The sequence below is a fragment of the Modestobacter sp. VKM Ac-2982 genome (assembly GCF_026967935.1).
Taxonomy (GTDB): Bacteria; Actinomycetota; Actinomycetes; order Mycobacteriales; family Geodermatophilaceae; genus Modestobacter.
On sequence record NZ_JAPVBL010000006.1, the window covers coordinates 240,299 to 254,433 of the forward strand.

Below are 14,135 nucleotides of genomic sequence, written 5' to 3' on the forward strand. Positions count from 1 at the left end.
ATCGGCCGTGCGTAGGTTGAACAAACGCAACGCATACCGAACACGAGGAGGTCCCCGGATGGTCACCGCGGAGGCAGACACCCAGCCGTCGCCGGCACTGCTGAAGGTCTTGGACGGCGTCGTCGACCTCCACTGCCACTCCGGCCCCAGCCCGTTCCCGCGGCGCCTGGACCACGTCGAGGCCTCCTACGAGGGCGCGCGGATCGGCATGCGGGCGGCGCTGGTGAAGTCCCATCACCACAACACCGTGATGGACCTGCTGGCCATGGGCCCGCGGCTGGCGGAGGCCCCGACGCCGATGTTCGGCGGGGTGGCGCTGAACTCCGAGGTCGGTGGGATGAACCCCTCGGCCGTCGCAGTGGCGATCAACATGGGTGGCAAGTGCGTCTGGGGGCCCACCGTGTCGGCCGCCCAGCACATCGAGGCGCACCGCCACGACGACGGCTTCCCGCACAACACCGGCAACCTCTACGAGCAGGAGGTGTCGGTCTTCGACGCCTCCGGTGAGGTGTCCGAGGCCACCGACCTGGTCACCCGGCTGGTCGGCGACGCGGACATCCTGCTCACCGGCGGCCACCTGGACGGCGACTCGATGGTCGCCTTCTTCGAGACGGCCCACCGCAACGGCGTCCGGCGGATGCTCATCCACCACCCGGACTACATCATCAACGCCTCCGAGACCGCGATCGAGAAGATGATCGGCCTCGGTGCCTTCGTCGAGCACGAGCTGTCGATGTACGACCCGCGGGTCAAGGCCCCGGACTGGCCGATCGAGCAGCTCGTCGAGTGGATCCGCAAGATCGGCCCCGAGCACACGGTCATCGACTCCGACCTCGGCCAGGTGGGCAACCCGCTCCCGGTCGACGCCTACCTGCTCGTCGTCCAGCAGCTGCTCGACCACGGCATCCCCGCTGCCGACATCCGGCAGATGATCTGCCGCAACACCGCCTTCCTCCTCGGCCTGGAGGAGACCAACTGATGCGCACGGCGGAGAAGGTCATCATCACGACTGCGGTGACCGGGTCGGTCAACGTCCCGTCGCAGAGCCCGTACCTGCCGCTGTCGGCCGACCAGGTGGTCGAGGCCGCGCTCGGGGCGATCGAGGCCGGGTCGGCCGTCGTCCACCTGCACGCCCGGCACCCGGACGGCCGGCCGGCGTGGGAGCCGGAGGTGTTCGAGCAGATCGTCCCGCGGATCACCGAGGCCACCGACGCGGTCATCAACATCACCACCGGCGGCTCGTCGGCGATGACCATGGAGCAGCGGCTGGCCGGGGCGACCCGGTTCCAGCCGGAACTCGCCTCGATGAACATGGGGTCGATGAACTTCGTGTACTCGGGGATCGCCGACCGGGTCACCGACTGGAAGCACGACTGGGAGCGCCCGTACGTGCTCAACACGTACTCCCATCCGTTCGTCAACAGCTTCGACCGGATCGAGCACACCCTGCGCACCCTCGGTGCGACCGGCACCCGCTTCGAGTACGAGTGCTACGACATCGGCCACCTGTACTCCCTGGCCCACTTCGTGGACCGGGGCCTGGCCCCGGCTCCCCTGCTGATCCAGGGGGTGTTCGGCATCCTCGGCGGCATCGGCGCCGACCACGAGAACCTCGAGCACATGGTCCGGATCGCCGACAAGCTCTTCGGCGACGACTACTCCTTCTCCGCCTTCGCCGCCGGCCGCGACCAGATGCAGTTCGCCACGCACAGCGCCTGGCTCGGCGGGCACGTCCGAGTCGGGCTCGAGGACAGCCTCTGGCTCGGCAAGGGCCGTCTCGCCGAGAGCAACGCCCAGCAGGTCACCAAGATCCGCGGCGTCGTCGAGGACCTCGGCAAGCAGATCGCCACCCCGGCAGAGGCCCGCGCGATGCTTGCGCTGCGCGGCCGCCCCACCAGCACCGACGCTCAGAAGGGCAGTGCTCTCGCATGACCACCTACGCCGCCGACGACATCCGGTCGAACCTGGCCATCGCCACACCGACCCGGACGGTCGACCCCAGCACGCCGATCCGGCCCTCGCAGTGGATCGAGTTCCTGTCGCTCCCGCCGACCGAGACCGCGCCGAACGGCAGCCGCACCTGGATCGCCCGGGCGGCGAACCTGGTGATTGCCTACACCGACGCCAAGGCCGGCGACGTCTTCGCCCGCATCGGCCAGCCCGACGAGTACACCGTGCTGCTGTACTCCGACAGCGCCCCGGTGACGGTGACCGCCGACGGCGCCACCGAGTCGGTCGCCGAGGAGGCGCTCGTCGTCGTCCCGCCCGGGGACAGCGAGGTCCGGGTCGATTCCGACGGCGTGCTGATCCGGCTGTTCTCCACGGTGGCCGACGACCTGACCGCGAGCTCGGTGAACGCGGCGGTGTACGCCGAGCCCGACCTGCGCGCCGCGCCGATGGTGCCCGGGCCGGACCCGGTCGGCGGCTTCCGGCTCCGGGTCTACCGGCTCGCCGAGACGCCGATCGCCGAGGGGCGCTTCGGGCGGATCTTCCGCACCACCAACCTGATGGTGAACTTCCTCGCCGAGGAGCCCGCCCCGCGCAACGCGCAGAAGCTGTCGCCGCACACGCACGAGGACTTCGAGCAGATCTCGCTGGCGGTCAAGGGCCGGTTCGTGCACCACATCCGCTACCCGTGGGGTCCGGACTCGGCCCAGTGGCGCCCGGACGAGAACCGCGAGATCGCCACACCGTCGATCTGCGTCATCCCGCCGCCGACGGTGCACACCACTCAGGGCGTCGGGCCGCACCAGCAGCTGATCGACCTCTTCTCCCCGCCGCGTGCGGACTTCGCCGCCTCCGGGTGGGTGCTGAACGCCGACGACTACCCGGCCCGGTGAGGACGAGCCGCTTCCGCGCCGCCCTCGCCGACGAGCGGGGACCCGCGCTCGGCACCTGGGTGAAGCTCCCGGCGACGGAGACCATGGAGCTGATCGCCCTGGCCGGCCTGGACTTCGTCGTCATCGACCTCGAGCACTCCCCGCTCGACCTGGAGTCCGCCTCCCGGCTGATCGGGACGGCGCTGCACACCGGGGTCTCCCCCGTCGTCCGGGTGCCCGACCTGCACCCCGGGCTCGTGCAGCGGGTGCTCGACGCCGGGGCCGAGGGCGTGATGGTGCCGCACGTCGACACCGTCGAGCAGGCCCGCGCGGCGGCCGCCGCGGTCCGCTTCCCGCCGCTGGGCTCCCGGGGCGTGGGGTCCACCAGCCGGGCCGGCGCCTGGGGCGCGACCCCGCTCGCGGAGTACCTGCGCTACGGCCAGCAGGAGGTGGTGCTCATCGCGCAGATCGAGAGCGCGCTGGGCGTCCGCAACGCCGGCGCCATCGCAGCCGTCGAGGGCGTGGACGCGCTGCTGGTCGGTGCCGTCGACCTCTCGGTGAGCGAGGGGAAGACGCCGTCGGACCCGGACGTGGTCGCACTGATCGCCTCCGCCGTCGAGGCCGGCCGGACGGCGGGGGTACCGGTCGGCAACGCCGGCGGGGCCACCGCCGCCTCGGTGCGCGCCTCCGTCGACGCCGGCTTCACCTTCACGCTGCTCAGCAACGACGCCACCCTCTTCGGCACCGCGATGAAGGCGGCCGCCGACGCGGGTCGCACCGTGACCTTCGAACGACCTCGACAGGAGACACCATGAGTGAGCCGCGATCACCGCTGGCGGGCACGGTCGTGCTCGTCGTCGGCGCGAGCGCCGGGATCGGCGCGGACACCGCACGGGTGCTGGCCGCCGACGGCGCCAGCCTGATGCTCGTCGCCCGGAACGCGGGCCCGCTGGAGCTGCTGACCAAGGAGCTCGTGGCCGACGGGCACGACGTCGCCTGCACCACCGGCGACGTCTCCTCGGCCGGGGACGTCGCCCGGTTCGTCGACGCGACGGTCGAGCGGTTCGGCCGGCTCGACGGCGCCTTCAACAACGCCGCGATGACCCAGGCCGGCCGGCTGGACCAGGTGGCCGAGGCCGACTTCGACCAGCTCATGGCGGTGAACGTGAAGGGCACCTGGCTGTGCCTCCGCGAGGAGATCCGGGTGATGGAGCACCAGGGATCGGGCTCGATCGTCAACGTGAGCAGCATCGGCGGCCTGCGGGGCAGCTCCGGGATGGGCGCCTACCAGGCCAGCAAGCACGCCGTCATCGGCCTCACCCGCACCGCGGCGCACGACGTCGGGCCGCTGGGCATCCGGGTGAACGTGATCGCGCCCGGCCCCACCGAGACGCCGATGCTGGCCCAGACCCGGGAGGCGATCCCGGGCGGGGTCGAGGCCCGGATCGCCGCAACCCCGCTGCGCAAGGTGGGTACCGGCCCCGAGGTCGGCAACGTCGTGTCCTTCCTGGTCAGCGACCGGGCCAGCCACCTGTCCGGTGTGGTCCTGCCGGTGGACGGTGGGTTCGTTGCCTGAGCAGATCGGGACGCTGCGGCTGCCTGCCCGGGTGCACGTCGGCTGGGGTGCGCGTGCCCAGCTGCCCGAGATCGTCGGCCTGCACGGCCGGCGGGTGCTCGCCGTCGTCGACCCGTTCCTGGTCGGCACCGAACTGCTGACCGGCATCGTCGGTGAGCTGGCCGGCACCGGGATGGAGGTGCAGGTCTACGCCGACATCACCCCCGAGTTGCCGGTCGACACCCTGACCGCGGCCGCCGAGGTGGCCCGCGACTTCGGCGCGGACGTCGTCCTCGCGATCGGCGGCGGCAGCGCGCTGGACGCGGCCAAGGTCGTGGCGCTGCTGTCCCGCTACGCCGGCCCGCTGTCCCGCTACTACGGCGAGAACCTGGTGCCCGGCCCGGTCGTGCCGATCGTGGCGGTGCCGACGACGGCCGGCACCGGCTCGGAGGTCACCCCCGTCGCGGTCGTGTCCGACCCGGACCGCGAGCTCAAGGTGGGCATCTCCAGCCCGTTCCTGGTGCCGGCCGCCGCCGTCGTCGACCCCGAGCTGACCCTCGGCGCCCCCGCGTCGGTGACCGCCTTCTCCGGCATCGACGCCCTGGTGCACGCGGTGGAGTCCTACACCGCCCGGGAGCTGGACGTCGACTGGACCGCGCCGCTGCCGGTGTTCACCGGGCGCAACGCCCTGATCGAGCCGATCGCGCTGCAGGCCGCCGGGCACCTGGGTCCGTGGCTGCCGGTCGCCGTCCGGGAGCCCGGCAACCGGCGCGCCCGCTCCGAGGTCGCCCGCGGGGCGCTGCTCGGCGGGATCGCGTTCGGGTCGACCGGCACCCACCTGTGCCATGCCCTGCAGTACCCGATCGGCGCGCTGACCAAGACCCCGCACGGCCTGGGCACCGGGCTGATGCTCCCCTACGTCCTCGACGTGCTCCGGCGGGACGCCGACGTCGCCGCGCGGATCGCCACCCTCGGTGCGGCGCTGGAGGGCATCCCCGCCAGCGAGGCCTCGGCCGAGCGCACCGTCGCCCGGGTGGTGCAACTGAACGCGGAGATCGGGGTCCCCGCCGACCTGGCCGCCATCGGCCTCGACCATGACCAGCTGCCGCACATCGCCGACCTCGCGCTGCGGTCAGCGCGGTTGCTGGCGATCGCACCGGTCGACCCCACCCGGGACCTGCTGCTGGAGGTCCTCGAGAACGCCCTCACCGGAACCCGTACCGATCGGAGCGACGCATGAACCTGCAGACCGACCTCTTCATCGACGGGGAGTGGCGGCCCGGTTCCGACGGCCGCCGGTTCGACGTCGTCGACCCCGCCGACTCCACGGTCATCGCGGGCTTCGCTGTCGCCACCGAGGCCGACTGCATGGCCGCCGTGGACGCCGCGGCCGCCGCGCAGGAGGGGTGGGCGGCGACCGCCCCGCGCCGGCGCAGCGAGCTGCTCCGCGCCGCCTACGACGTGCTGACCGAGGAGGTCGAGCACTTCGCCGAGCTGATGGTGCGGGAGAACGGCAAGAGCTGGTCCGACGCCATGGGCGAGGCCGGCTACGCCAAGGAGTTCTTCCGCTGGTTCGCCGAGGAGGCCGTGCGGGTGCCGGGTGACTACCGGCTCTCCCCCGCCGGTGACAAGCGGATCGTGGTCGACCGGCAGCCGATCGGCGTCTCGCTGCTGATCACGCCGTGGAACTTCCCGGCCGCGATGGCGACCCGCAAGCTCGCCCCGGCACTCGCGGCCGGCTGCACGACCATCCTCAAGCCCGCCCGCGAGACGCCGCTCACCGCCGCCTACGTCGTCGACGTGCTGCACCGCGTCGGGGTCCCGCGCGGCGTGGTCAACCTGGTGACGCCGATGCCCACCGGCCCGCTGGTGAAGGCGATGCTCGACCGCCCGGAGGTGCGGAAGCTGTCGTTCACCGGGTCGACCGAGGTCGGCCGCGAGCTGCTGCACGCCTGCGCCGACCGGGTGGTCAGCGCCTCGATGGAGCTGGGCGGCAACGCGCCGCTGATCGTGCTGCCCGGCGCCGACCTCGACGTCACGGTGGAGGGTGCGCTGCTGGCGAAGATGCGCAACGGCGGCTCGGCCTGCACGGCGGCCAACCGCTTCTACGTGCACAGCTCGCTGCACGACGAGTTCGTCGCCCGGATGGACACCGCCCTGGCCAAGGTCGCCGTCGGGCCGGGGCTGGACCGCGCCAACGACCTCGGCGCCCTCGTGTCGGTGCACGAGCGGGACAAGGTGGCCGGCCTGGTCGACGACGCCGTGGCCGCAGGCGCGACCGTCGTCCGCGGCGGCACCGCCTCGGCCGAGGGGGCCTTCTACGACGCGACGCTGCTCACCGACGTGGTGCACGGCTCGTCGATCAGCACGACGGAGATCTTCGGCCCGGTGACCGCAGTGGTCCGCTTCGACGACGTGGACGACGCCGTCCGGATGGCCAACGACACGATCTACGGGCTGATGGCCTACGTGTTCGGCGAGGAGCGGGAGGCGATGGCGGTCGCCCGCCGGATGGAGGCGGGGATGGTCGCGGTGAACCGCGGCGTCGTCAGCGACCCGGCGGCCCCGTTCGGCGGCGTCAAGCAGAGCGGCCTGGGCCGCGAGGGCAGCTCCGAGGGCATCCTGGAGTTCCTCGAGGAGAAGTACATCGCCCTGACCGCGTGACCCCGGCGCGGCCCGGTCGCGGGTGGTGATGTGCACGGAGGGCGGGTTCCCGATCGGGAACCCGCCCTCGTCGCACATCGCCCGGCGGGCCGGTCCGCTCAAGCGGGCGCGCCCGCCGCGGCGTCGGGGAGCCGCACGGCCATCGCCCGGGTGCAGTTCCGGCCGCCCCGCTTGGCCGCGTAGAGCGCCCGGTCAGCGGCATCCGTCATGGCGCGGAGGGACAGCGCCTCGTCCCGCGCACTGGTGACCCCCGCCGAGACGGTGACCGACAGCCCGGCCAGCGGAGCTGCCGCGACCGAGGCCCGGATCCGCTCGGCCACGGCCACCGCTTCCGGCTGGTCGTGGCCGGGGAGCAGCACGAGGAACTCCTCGCCGCCCATCCGGTAGACCAGGTCGGTGCTGCGCACCGCCGTCCGGAGTCGGTCGGCGAAGGCCTGCAGCACCTCGTCACCCCGCGCATGACCGTGGCTGTCGTTGACCACCTTGAAGTGGTCGAGGTCGAGCACCACCAGGCCGAGCTCGCGGTCCAGCGCCCGCGCCTGCGCCCGCGCGTCGGCGAACCGGTCGGTCAGCGATGCCCGGTTGAACAGGCCGGTGAGCGGATCGACCACCGCACCGTCCCGGGCGGTCAGGTCGGAGGTGGCCAGGAAGTGCCCGGCGAGGGCCAGGCAGCCCAGCACGGCGAAGAAGCCGGGCAGGACCAGCCAGGGCGGTGCGGGCTCGGTGCGGGGCAGGAGCGTGGCGCCCAGCGTGGCGGCCACCGCGAGGAGCCCGCAGCCGCTCACCGCGGTCAACAGCACCTGCGGTCGGAACAGCACGGCCTGGGTGAACAGCGGCACGACCAGCAGCGTCAGCAGCGGACTGCCCAGGCCGCCGGTGAGCGCCACCTGCACGGCCATGGCGATCTGCAGCAGCATGAAGGTGGCCGCCCCGGCGACTTCCGGGTGGCGGGCCCGGTCGGTGACGGCGAGCCCCAGGGCCATGGTGGCCCCGGTGATCACGAACATGACGAGCAGCCACGGCCCGTACCAGATGGACGAGAGCAGGGTCATCGAGCCCAGGGCGACCCCGAACAGGTGGCCCTTGCGCATGCGCGCGTGCATGTCCCGGTAGCGCCGCTGGTCGGTGGCGCTACCGCACAACCACCGCAGCGCACCCGACCAGGCCGCCCGACCTGGGGACCCGGCCGTGGTCACGGCGGCTGACATGCCCCTGGGATCGGTACCACCGGCCCGTTGGTGTACCCCGTGACCGCATGTCACCACCCCAAGGGAGGACGACGAGCCCGGACCGTCGGCTATCGTCGGTGCAGTCTTTGAAATCCGTGTGTAACAACCTGCGGCCGGCGTCCCCGGTGTGAGCAAGGCGGCACGCCCTACCCGCAGCAGAGGTCATGTTCCACACGCGCGCTCCCCGCACCGAGCTCATCCGGCACGCCGGGCTCTCCTACTTCCCGCTCGCCTTCATCGCGCGGCTCCCCTTCGCGATGATGGTGGTCGGCGTCCTCACCCTCGTCGTCGCCGAACGCGGCTCGGTGACCCTCGGCGGGCTCAACTCCGCCGCCGCCGGCATCGGCACCGCCCTCGCCGGGCCACTGCTCGGCGCGGCCGCCGACCGGCTCGGCCAGCGCCGGGTCCTCGTCCCGGTCGGGCTGGTCAACGCGACCCTGCTCGGCGCCTTCCCGTTCGTCGTCGCCAGCAGCACCCCGGCTCTCGCCCTGCTCGCCATGTCGGTGCTGATCGGCGCCTCGGCGCCGCAGATCGCGCCGATGTCGCGCACCCGGCTGGTCGCCATCATCAAGCGGTCGGTCCAGCGCAACCAGCGCGCGCGGGTGCTGAACGGGACGATGGCCTACGAGTCCGCCGCCGACGAGACCGTCTTCATCGTCGGCCCCTTCCTCGTCGGACTGCTCGCCACCGCCGTCGCCCCCTGGCTGGCCATCGCCGGCGCCTCCGCGTTGACGTTCGTCTTCGTCACCTGGTTCGCGCTGCACCCCACCGGGCGGCTGCACCCCGGCGCGCAGGACGCCCGCCACGAACAGGCCCCCGCCCGGGAACTCGCCCGCTTCCCGCTGGTCACCGTCGTGACCGGCACGCTCGGCATCGGCCTCTTCTTCGGCGCCACCCTCACCTCGCTCACCGGCTTCCTCGCCGCCGACAGCAGCGGCGACCGCGCCGGGCTCCTCTACGGCGTCATGGGCATCGGATCGGCCGGCCTTGCCCTGGGGTCGGCGGCGTTCCCCGAGCGGTTCAGCCTGCGGGCCCGGTGGCTGGTCTTCGGGTCGCTGATGCTCGCCGCCGCGATCCTCTACGCAGCCGCCCGGTCGGAGCTGACGCTGATCGTGGCCCTCGCCGTCCTCGGCTGCGGCATCGGGCCGACCCTGGTCAGCCAGTACAGCCTCGCCGCCAAGTTCAGCCCGCTCGGCCGCTCGGCGACCACCATGACGCTGCTCGGGTCCGCCGTCGTCGTCGGGCAGGCGCTCTCCTCCGCCGTCACCGGTGTCGTCGTCGACCAGCTCGGCGCCGACACCGCGCTCGTCCTGCCCGCCGTCGCCGCCGCGATCGTGGTCGCCGCCGGGATCGCCCACGCCACCTCGACACCGGACGTCGTCCACCAGCCGGAGCCGGAGCGGGAGCTGGTCCCCGCCTGACGGAGCGACGGCGGGCTCCTTCGGAGGCACAGCGGTGCCACAGTGGGCGGACGTCCAGCTCACCGGACCACGGCCGAGGGTTCTGCGTACCGGACGTCGAACGACAGGAGCCACCGTGCCCGCGCAGCCCCAGCAGAGCCCCAGCTACGAAGGACGCCCGCTCCCCCGCCCCGAGGACGAGCTCGTCGACCAGGGCCTCGGCTTCGACCTGGGCACCCTGGTCACCCGCCGGCGGATGCTCGCCGTCCTCGGCATCGGCGCGGCCGGCGTCGGCCTCGCCGCCTGCGGCGGGACGAGCGGCACGTCGCGCGCGACGCCGTCGGCGAGCGGGACGACGGCCGGCGCGCTGACCGAGATCCCGGACGAGACGGCCGGCCCCTTCCCCGGGGACGGGTCCAACGGGCCGGACGTGCTGGAGCAGAGCGGCATCGTCCGCAGCGACATCCGGTCCAGCTTCGGCGAGGCCAGCGGCACCGCCGAGGGCGTCCCGATGACCCTGGAACTGACCGTCCGCGACCTGACCAACGGCGGTGTGCCTTTCGCCGGCGTCGCCGTCTACGTGTGGCACTGCGACCGCGACGGCAGGTACTCGATGTACTCCGACGGGGTCACGGAGGAGAACTACCTGCGCGGCGTGCAGATCGCCGATGCCACCGGCACGGTCAGCTTCACCAGCATCGTCCCGGCCTGCTACCCCGGGCGCTGGCCGCACGTCCACTTCGAGGTCTACCCCGACCAGGCCAGCATCACCGACGCGACCACCGCCCTCGCCACCTCCCAGGTGGCACTGCCGAAGGACGTCTGCGACGCCGCCTACGCGACCGACGGCTACTCGGCCTCCGTGCGGACCCTCGCCCAGATCACCCTGACCAGCGACAACGTCTTCGGTGAGGACGGCGGCGCCAGCCAGCTGGCCACCGCCCGCGGAGACCTGTCCAGCGGCTGGACCGTCTCCCTCCCGGTCGGTGTCGACACCACGACGACGCCCAGCGCCGGGGCCCGCGGCCCGCGCGGCTGACCGGACCGGCGAGACTGCCGGGCGTGGACCTCGAGGCCTTCTACCTGCCGCTCGGTGACAACCGCTTCTCCCCCACCCGGGCCACCGAGAGCCCGTGGGAGACCAGCGCCCAGCACGGCGGGCCGCCGTCCGCGCTGCTGGCGCACCTCGCGACCGCCGCCGCGGGTGAGCCCTTGCGGGCGGCTCGGATCAGCGTCGACTTCTTCGGCGCCATCCCCCGGCGGGAGCTGACCGTCGAGGTCTCCCCCATCCGTCCGGGCCGGCGGATCGACCTCACCGAGGCGGCGATGACCGTCGAGGGCCGGACCGTCGCCGTTGCCCGGGTGTGGTCGATCGCCACCGGCCCGACGCCGCCGGCGGTCACCGAGCTGACCCCGCCACCCGCCGTCCCCGACGAGTCGGTGCAGCTGCTGCCCGACCTCCCCGACTGGGGCTTCGGGCAGGCCCTCGACTGGCGCTACACCGCTGGCTCAGCCGACCAGCAAGGCCCCGCCGACGTCTGGACCCGGGTCCTGGTCCCGCTCATCGCCGGCCAGGAGCTCACCGGGCTGGACCGCACGCTGGTCGCCGCGGATGCCGCGAACGGCATCTCCGCCGAGCTGCCGATCAGCACCTGGCTGTCCATCCCGCCGGGCATGACCACCCACCTGACCCGCGAGCCGGACGGCGAGTGGGTGCACCTGTCCGCCCGCAGCTCGATTGCCGCCGACGGCATCGGGCTGTGCCTCGGCACGCTCTCCGACGCCACCGGCGAGATCGGCCAGGTCTCCCAGCCACTGCTCGTCCGCGAACGCTGAGCCGATCGGAGGAGAGCGTGTCCCGTTGTTCTCACTTCCCGGGCGAAGTGAGAACACGCGGTCAAACGCCCAGGTGCGCCAGGGCCTGCAGCAGCAGGTGGCTCTGCCCGTTCGCCAGCTCGGCCAGCAGCGCGGGCTCCCGGGCCTCCTGCGGGGTGAACCAGGTCAGTTCCAGCGCGTCCTGCTGCGGCGCGCAGTCGCCCTCCACCGGGACGACGTAGGCCAGCGACACCGCGTGCTGCCGCGGGTCGTGGAACGGCGTCACCCCCGGCGTCGGGAAGTACTCGGCGATGGTGAACGGCTGCGGTGCGGGCGGCACCCGGGGCAGCGCCAGCGGGCCGAGGTCCTTCTCCAGGTGCCGGAGCAGCGCCGCGCGCACCCGCTCGTGGTAGAGCACCCGGCCCGACACCAGCGCCCGCTTCACCAGCCCGTCGCTGCCGGCCCGCAGCAGCAGACCGACCGCGATGACCACGCCCTGGTCGTCGACCCGCACCGGCACCGCATCGACGTAGAGGATGGGCAGCCGCTCGCGCGCGGCGTCCATCTCCTCACCGGAGAGCCAGCCAGCGTCGTTCCTCGTCGTCGCCTCGGTCATGGGTCACTGTCTAACCGATGCGGGTCCGGTCGCGGTGCGGCGGGCTCCCGTGGCGCGTCGCACGGTCACGGGCGAGGCACGGACTGCCGAGAACCGGTTGCATGAGCACCCGATCCGACGACGCGCTCAACAGCTGGCTCGCCGACCTGACCGGCGGCGAGACCTCGATGCGCCGGCTCCGCAAGCGGCTGACCGAGGAGGGCACGCTGACCACCGAGCCGTGCCCGACCTGCCAGCACCCGGCCACCCCGGACGTCCCGCACGCTGACCACGAGGTCGCCGAGCCCGTCGGCTGAGGTCAGGCTGCGACCGGCCGGAGCGCCGCGATCAGCTCCGCCACCGGCTGCGGCCGGCCGAACAGCCAGCCCTGCGCCAGCGGGCAGCCCAGCTCGGTGAGGGTCCGGGCCTGCGCGGCGGTCTCCACACCCTCGGCGATCAGCACCAGCTCCAGCGCATCGGCCAACGCCATCACGCTGCGCAGCAGCCGGCCCCGCCGGCTGGACGTGGTGATCGTCGAGACGAACGAGTTGTCCAGCTTGAGGAACTCGGTCGGCAGCGTGTCCAGCCGGGACAGCGACGAGTACCCGGTGCCGAAGTCGTCGATGGCCACCTGGAGCCCGTGCTCCCGGAGCACGTGCAGCGCACGCACCGAGCGGGTCGACTCCGCCTCGACCAGGCTCTCCGTCACCTCCACCACCGTCTGCTCGGCCGGCCAGCCGGTCTCGGCCAGCGTCGCGAGCACCCGGGCCGGGAACTCCTCGTCGTCCAGCTCCAGACCGGACACGTTGACCGTCAGGAACAGCCGGCGGCCGGTCGCCGCGCACAGTGCCCGCGCGTCGCGGCACGCCGCCGCCCAGACGACCGCACCCAGCTCCCCGATCAGCCCCTCCCGCTCGGCGACCGGGATGAACTCCGCCGGCGTCACCGGCCCCCGCTCGGCGTGGTCCCAGCGCACCAGCGCCTCGACGCCCGCCACCTCGCCGTCCGGCAGGGTCACGATCGGCTGGAAGTGCACGTGCAGCGCGCCGGAGGCGGGGTCGGCCAGAGCGGCCGCCAGGTCGCGACCCAGCGGGCTCCGGCCGCCGGCGTCCAGCTCGCTGCGCCCGCGGCCCAGCGACTTGACCCGGTACAGCGCCGAGTCCGCCCGCCGCATCAGCGCGGCCGGTGAGTCCTCCGGCTCCATGCCCGCCACCCCGACGGACGTGCCGATCCGCGGCAGTGCGGCCCGCAGCCGCTCCGCGACGACCAGTGCCGCCTCGCCCTCCAGCCCGGGGAGCAGGAGCGAGAACTCGTCGCCACCGTGCCGGGCGAGGACGGCGCCCGGCGGCAGCATCGGGAGCCAGGTGGCCGCCACCGTCCGCAGCAGCTCGTCGCCGGCGGCGTGCCCGCGCGAGTCGTTGACCGCCTTGAAGTGGTCCAGGTCGAACAGCGCCGCCGACAGCGGCTCCCCGCTCCGCAGCGCCCCGCGCACGGCGACCTCGAGGGCCTCGTCGAAACCCCGCCGGTTCACCAGCCCGGTCAGCGCGTCCTCGTGCGCGCTGGCGGCCCGGCGGGCCAGGACGGCGATCGCCCCGGCCGAGCCGAGCACGAGCAGGCCGAGGACGGCGGCGGCACCGGCCGGCACGTCACCGCGCAGCACGACGACGACCGTGCCGATGACCAGCAGCTCACCCAGGAAGCCGACGGCCCACACCAGCGGGAAGAAGAGGAAGGCGTTCATCGACGCGAACGCCATCAGCGCGAGCACGGCCACCGCCCCGGTCGCCGACGGCGAGGCCAGCGCGAACACCCCGATGCCGACGGAGCCCACGGCCAGCAGCCAGCGGTAGGAGGCCATCGGCACGCGGCTGCCCCAGCGCATGACCGCCAGGCCCAGCACCGTGGTGACCGGTGCGAGGGTGAGGACGGCGGGGTCGTAGACGGCCAGTCCGCCCGGGGTGCCCAGCACCAGGGCGACCGCCGCCAGCCCGCCGACCGCGGTCAGCAGCCCGGCGGTCCGGGCGACCACGCGGGGGGTGGCCAGCTCAGGCGCCATCC

At 73.3% G+C, this 14,135-nt stretch carries 14 protein-coding genes; 11 read left to right on the forward strand and 3 right to left on the reverse strand.

Translation table 11 applies throughout. The annotated features are described in order from the left end of the window. Positions 1-58 precede the first annotated feature (58 nt). From O2W20_RS20750 to O2W20_RS20780, 7 genes are read left to right on the forward strand one after another with little or no spacing between them, the layout of a single operon-like run. Entirely contained in the window at positions 59-979 is a 921-nt protein-coding gene (locus O2W20_RS20750) for a DUF6282 family protein (RefSeq protein WP_269173520.1), read from the forward strand. Further along, positions 979-1,932, forward strand: coding sequence for a 3-keto-5-aminohexanoate cleavage protein (locus tag O2W20_RS20755; protein ID WP_269173521.1), 954 nt, complete (start codon positions 979-981; stop codon positions 1,930-1,932). The genes O2W20_RS20750 and O2W20_RS20755 overlap by 1 nt, the downstream gene beginning before the upstream one ends. Continuing rightward, positions 1,929-2,840: a hypothetical protein gene (locus tag O2W20_RS20760; RefSeq protein WP_269173522.1), complete on the forward strand. Its 912-nt coding sequence runs from the start codon at positions 1,929-1,931 to the stop codon at positions 2,838-2,840. The genes O2W20_RS20755 and O2W20_RS20760 overlap by 4 nt, the downstream gene beginning before the upstream one ends. Continuing rightward, entirely contained in the window at positions 2,837-3,634 is a 798-nt protein-coding gene (locus O2W20_RS20765; protein WP_269173523.1) for an HpcH/HpaI aldolase family protein, read from the forward strand. Before O2W20_RS20760 ends, O2W20_RS20765 begins: the two co-directional genes overlap by 4 nt. Beyond that, the gene (locus O2W20_RS20770) at positions 3,631-4,395 is read left to right on the forward strand and encodes an SDR family NAD(P)-dependent oxidoreductase (RefSeq protein WP_269173524.1); all 765 of its coding nucleotides are present in this window, start codon (positions 3,631-3,633) and stop codon (positions 4,393-4,395) included. Before O2W20_RS20765 ends, O2W20_RS20770 begins: the two co-directional genes overlap by 4 nt. Beyond that, entirely contained in the window at positions 4,388-5,614 is a 1,227-nt protein-coding gene (locus tag O2W20_RS20775) for an iron-containing alcohol dehydrogenase (RefSeq protein ID WP_269173525.1), read from the forward strand. The genes O2W20_RS20770 and O2W20_RS20775 overlap by 8 nt, the downstream gene beginning before the upstream one ends. Further along, a complete protein-coding gene (locus O2W20_RS20780) occupies positions 5,611-7,038 on the forward strand; it encodes an NAD-dependent succinate-semialdehyde dehydrogenase (protein ID WP_269173526.1) in 1,428 nt (475 codons plus the stop codon). Before O2W20_RS20775 ends, O2W20_RS20780 begins: the two co-directional genes overlap by 4 nt. A gap of 98 nt (positions 7,039-7,136) precedes the next feature. Here O2W20_RS20780 and O2W20_RS20785 read toward each other — a convergent pair whose 3' ends face one another. After that, on the reverse strand, positions 7,137-8,129 hold the full coding sequence (locus O2W20_RS20785; protein ID WP_269185529.1) for a GGDEF domain-containing protein: 993 nt from the start codon (positions 8,127-8,129) through the stop codon (positions 7,137-7,139). Between the two features lie 302 nt (positions 8,130-8,431). Here O2W20_RS20785 and O2W20_RS20790 point away from each other — a divergent pair, with 302 nt between their 5' ends. The 3 genes from O2W20_RS20790 to O2W20_RS20800 all read left to right on the forward strand — a co-directional run bounded on the left by O2W20_RS20790 (position 8,432) and on the right by O2W20_RS20800 (position 11,503). After that, positions 8,432-9,688: an MFS transporter gene (locus O2W20_RS20790; RefSeq protein WP_269173528.1), complete on the forward strand. Its 1,257-nt coding sequence runs from the start codon at positions 8,432-8,434 to the stop codon at positions 9,686-9,688. Positions 9,689-9,803: 115 nt separating this feature from the next. Further along, positions 9,804-10,706, forward strand: coding sequence for an intradiol ring-cleavage dioxygenase (locus O2W20_RS20795; RefSeq protein WP_269173529.1), 903 nt, complete (start codon positions 9,804-9,806; stop codon positions 10,704-10,706). A gap of 23 nt (positions 10,707-10,729) precedes the next feature. Beyond that, positions 10,730-11,503 (forward strand): thioesterase family protein, encoded by a 774-nt coding sequence (locus O2W20_RS20800; protein WP_269173530.1) that lies wholly within the window; start codon positions 10,730-10,732, stop codon positions 11,501-11,503. A 61-nt stretch (positions 11,504-11,564) separates the two neighbouring features. On the opposite strand, the gene O2W20_RS20805 is transcribed toward O2W20_RS20800, so the two are convergent. Next, positions 11,565-12,098 (reverse strand): NUDIX hydrolase family protein, encoded by a 534-nt coding sequence (locus tag O2W20_RS20805; protein ID WP_269173531.1) that lies wholly within the window; start codon positions 12,096-12,098, stop codon positions 11,565-11,567. Between the two features lie 101 nt (positions 12,099-12,199). Between O2W20_RS20805 and O2W20_RS20810 the strand changes: the two genes are divergently transcribed. Next, a complete protein-coding gene (locus O2W20_RS20810; RefSeq protein ID WP_269173532.1) occupies positions 12,200-12,394 on the forward strand; it encodes a hypothetical protein in 195 nt (64 codons plus the stop codon). Between the two features lie 2 nt (positions 12,395-12,396). Here the strand turns inward: O2W20_RS20810 and O2W20_RS20815 are convergent, their stop codons facing one another. After that, positions 12,397-14,133, reverse strand: coding sequence for a putative bifunctional diguanylate cyclase/phosphodiesterase (locus O2W20_RS20815; RefSeq protein WP_269173533.1), 1,737 nt, complete (start codon positions 14,131-14,133; stop codon positions 12,397-12,399). Between the last annotated feature and the right edge of the window lie 2 nt (positions 14,134-14,135).

What these genes read in the sequence shown, in the direction of transcription:
- O2W20_RS20785 (WP_269185529.1), bottom strand. Translation starts at nt 8,129, where the DNA reads ATGCGCAAGGGCCACCTGTTCGGGGTCGCCCTGGGCTCGATGACCCTG.
- O2W20_RS20780 (WP_269173526.1), top strand. Translation starts at nt 5,611, where the DNA reads ATGAACCTGCAGACCGACCTCTTCATCGACGGGGAGTGGCGGCCCGGT.
- O2W20_RS20805 (WP_269173531.1), bottom strand. Translation starts at nt 12,098, where the DNA reads ATGACCGAGGCGACGACGAGGAACGACGCTGGCTGGCTCTCCGGTGAG.
- O2W20_RS20770 (WP_269173524.1), top strand. Translation starts at nt 3,631, where the DNA reads ATGAGTGAGCCGCGATCACCGCTGGCGGGCACGGTCGTGCTCGTCGTC.
- O2W20_RS20815 (WP_269173533.1), bottom strand. Translation starts at nt 14,133, where the DNA reads ATGGCGCCTGAGCTGGCCACCCCCCGCGTGGTCGCCCGGACCGCCGGG.
- O2W20_RS20790 (WP_269173528.1), top strand. Translation starts at nt 8,432, where the DNA reads ATGTTCCACACGCGCGCTCCCCGCACCGAGCTCATCCGGCACGCCGGG.
- O2W20_RS20760 (WP_269173522.1), top strand. Translation starts at nt 1,929, where the DNA reads ATGACCACCTACGCCGCCGACGACATCCGGTCGAACCTGGCCATCGCC.
- O2W20_RS20755 (WP_269173521.1), top strand. Translation starts at nt 979, where the DNA reads ATGCGCACGGCGGAGAAGGTCATCATCACGACTGCGGTGACCGGGTCG.
- O2W20_RS20810 (WP_269173532.1), top strand. Translation starts at nt 12,200, where the DNA reads ATGAGCACCCGATCCGACGACGCGCTCAACAGCTGGCTCGCCGACCTG.
- O2W20_RS20750 (WP_269173520.1), top strand. Translation starts at nt 59, where the DNA reads ATGGTCACCGCGGAGGCAGACACCCAGCCGTCGCCGGCACTGCTGAAG.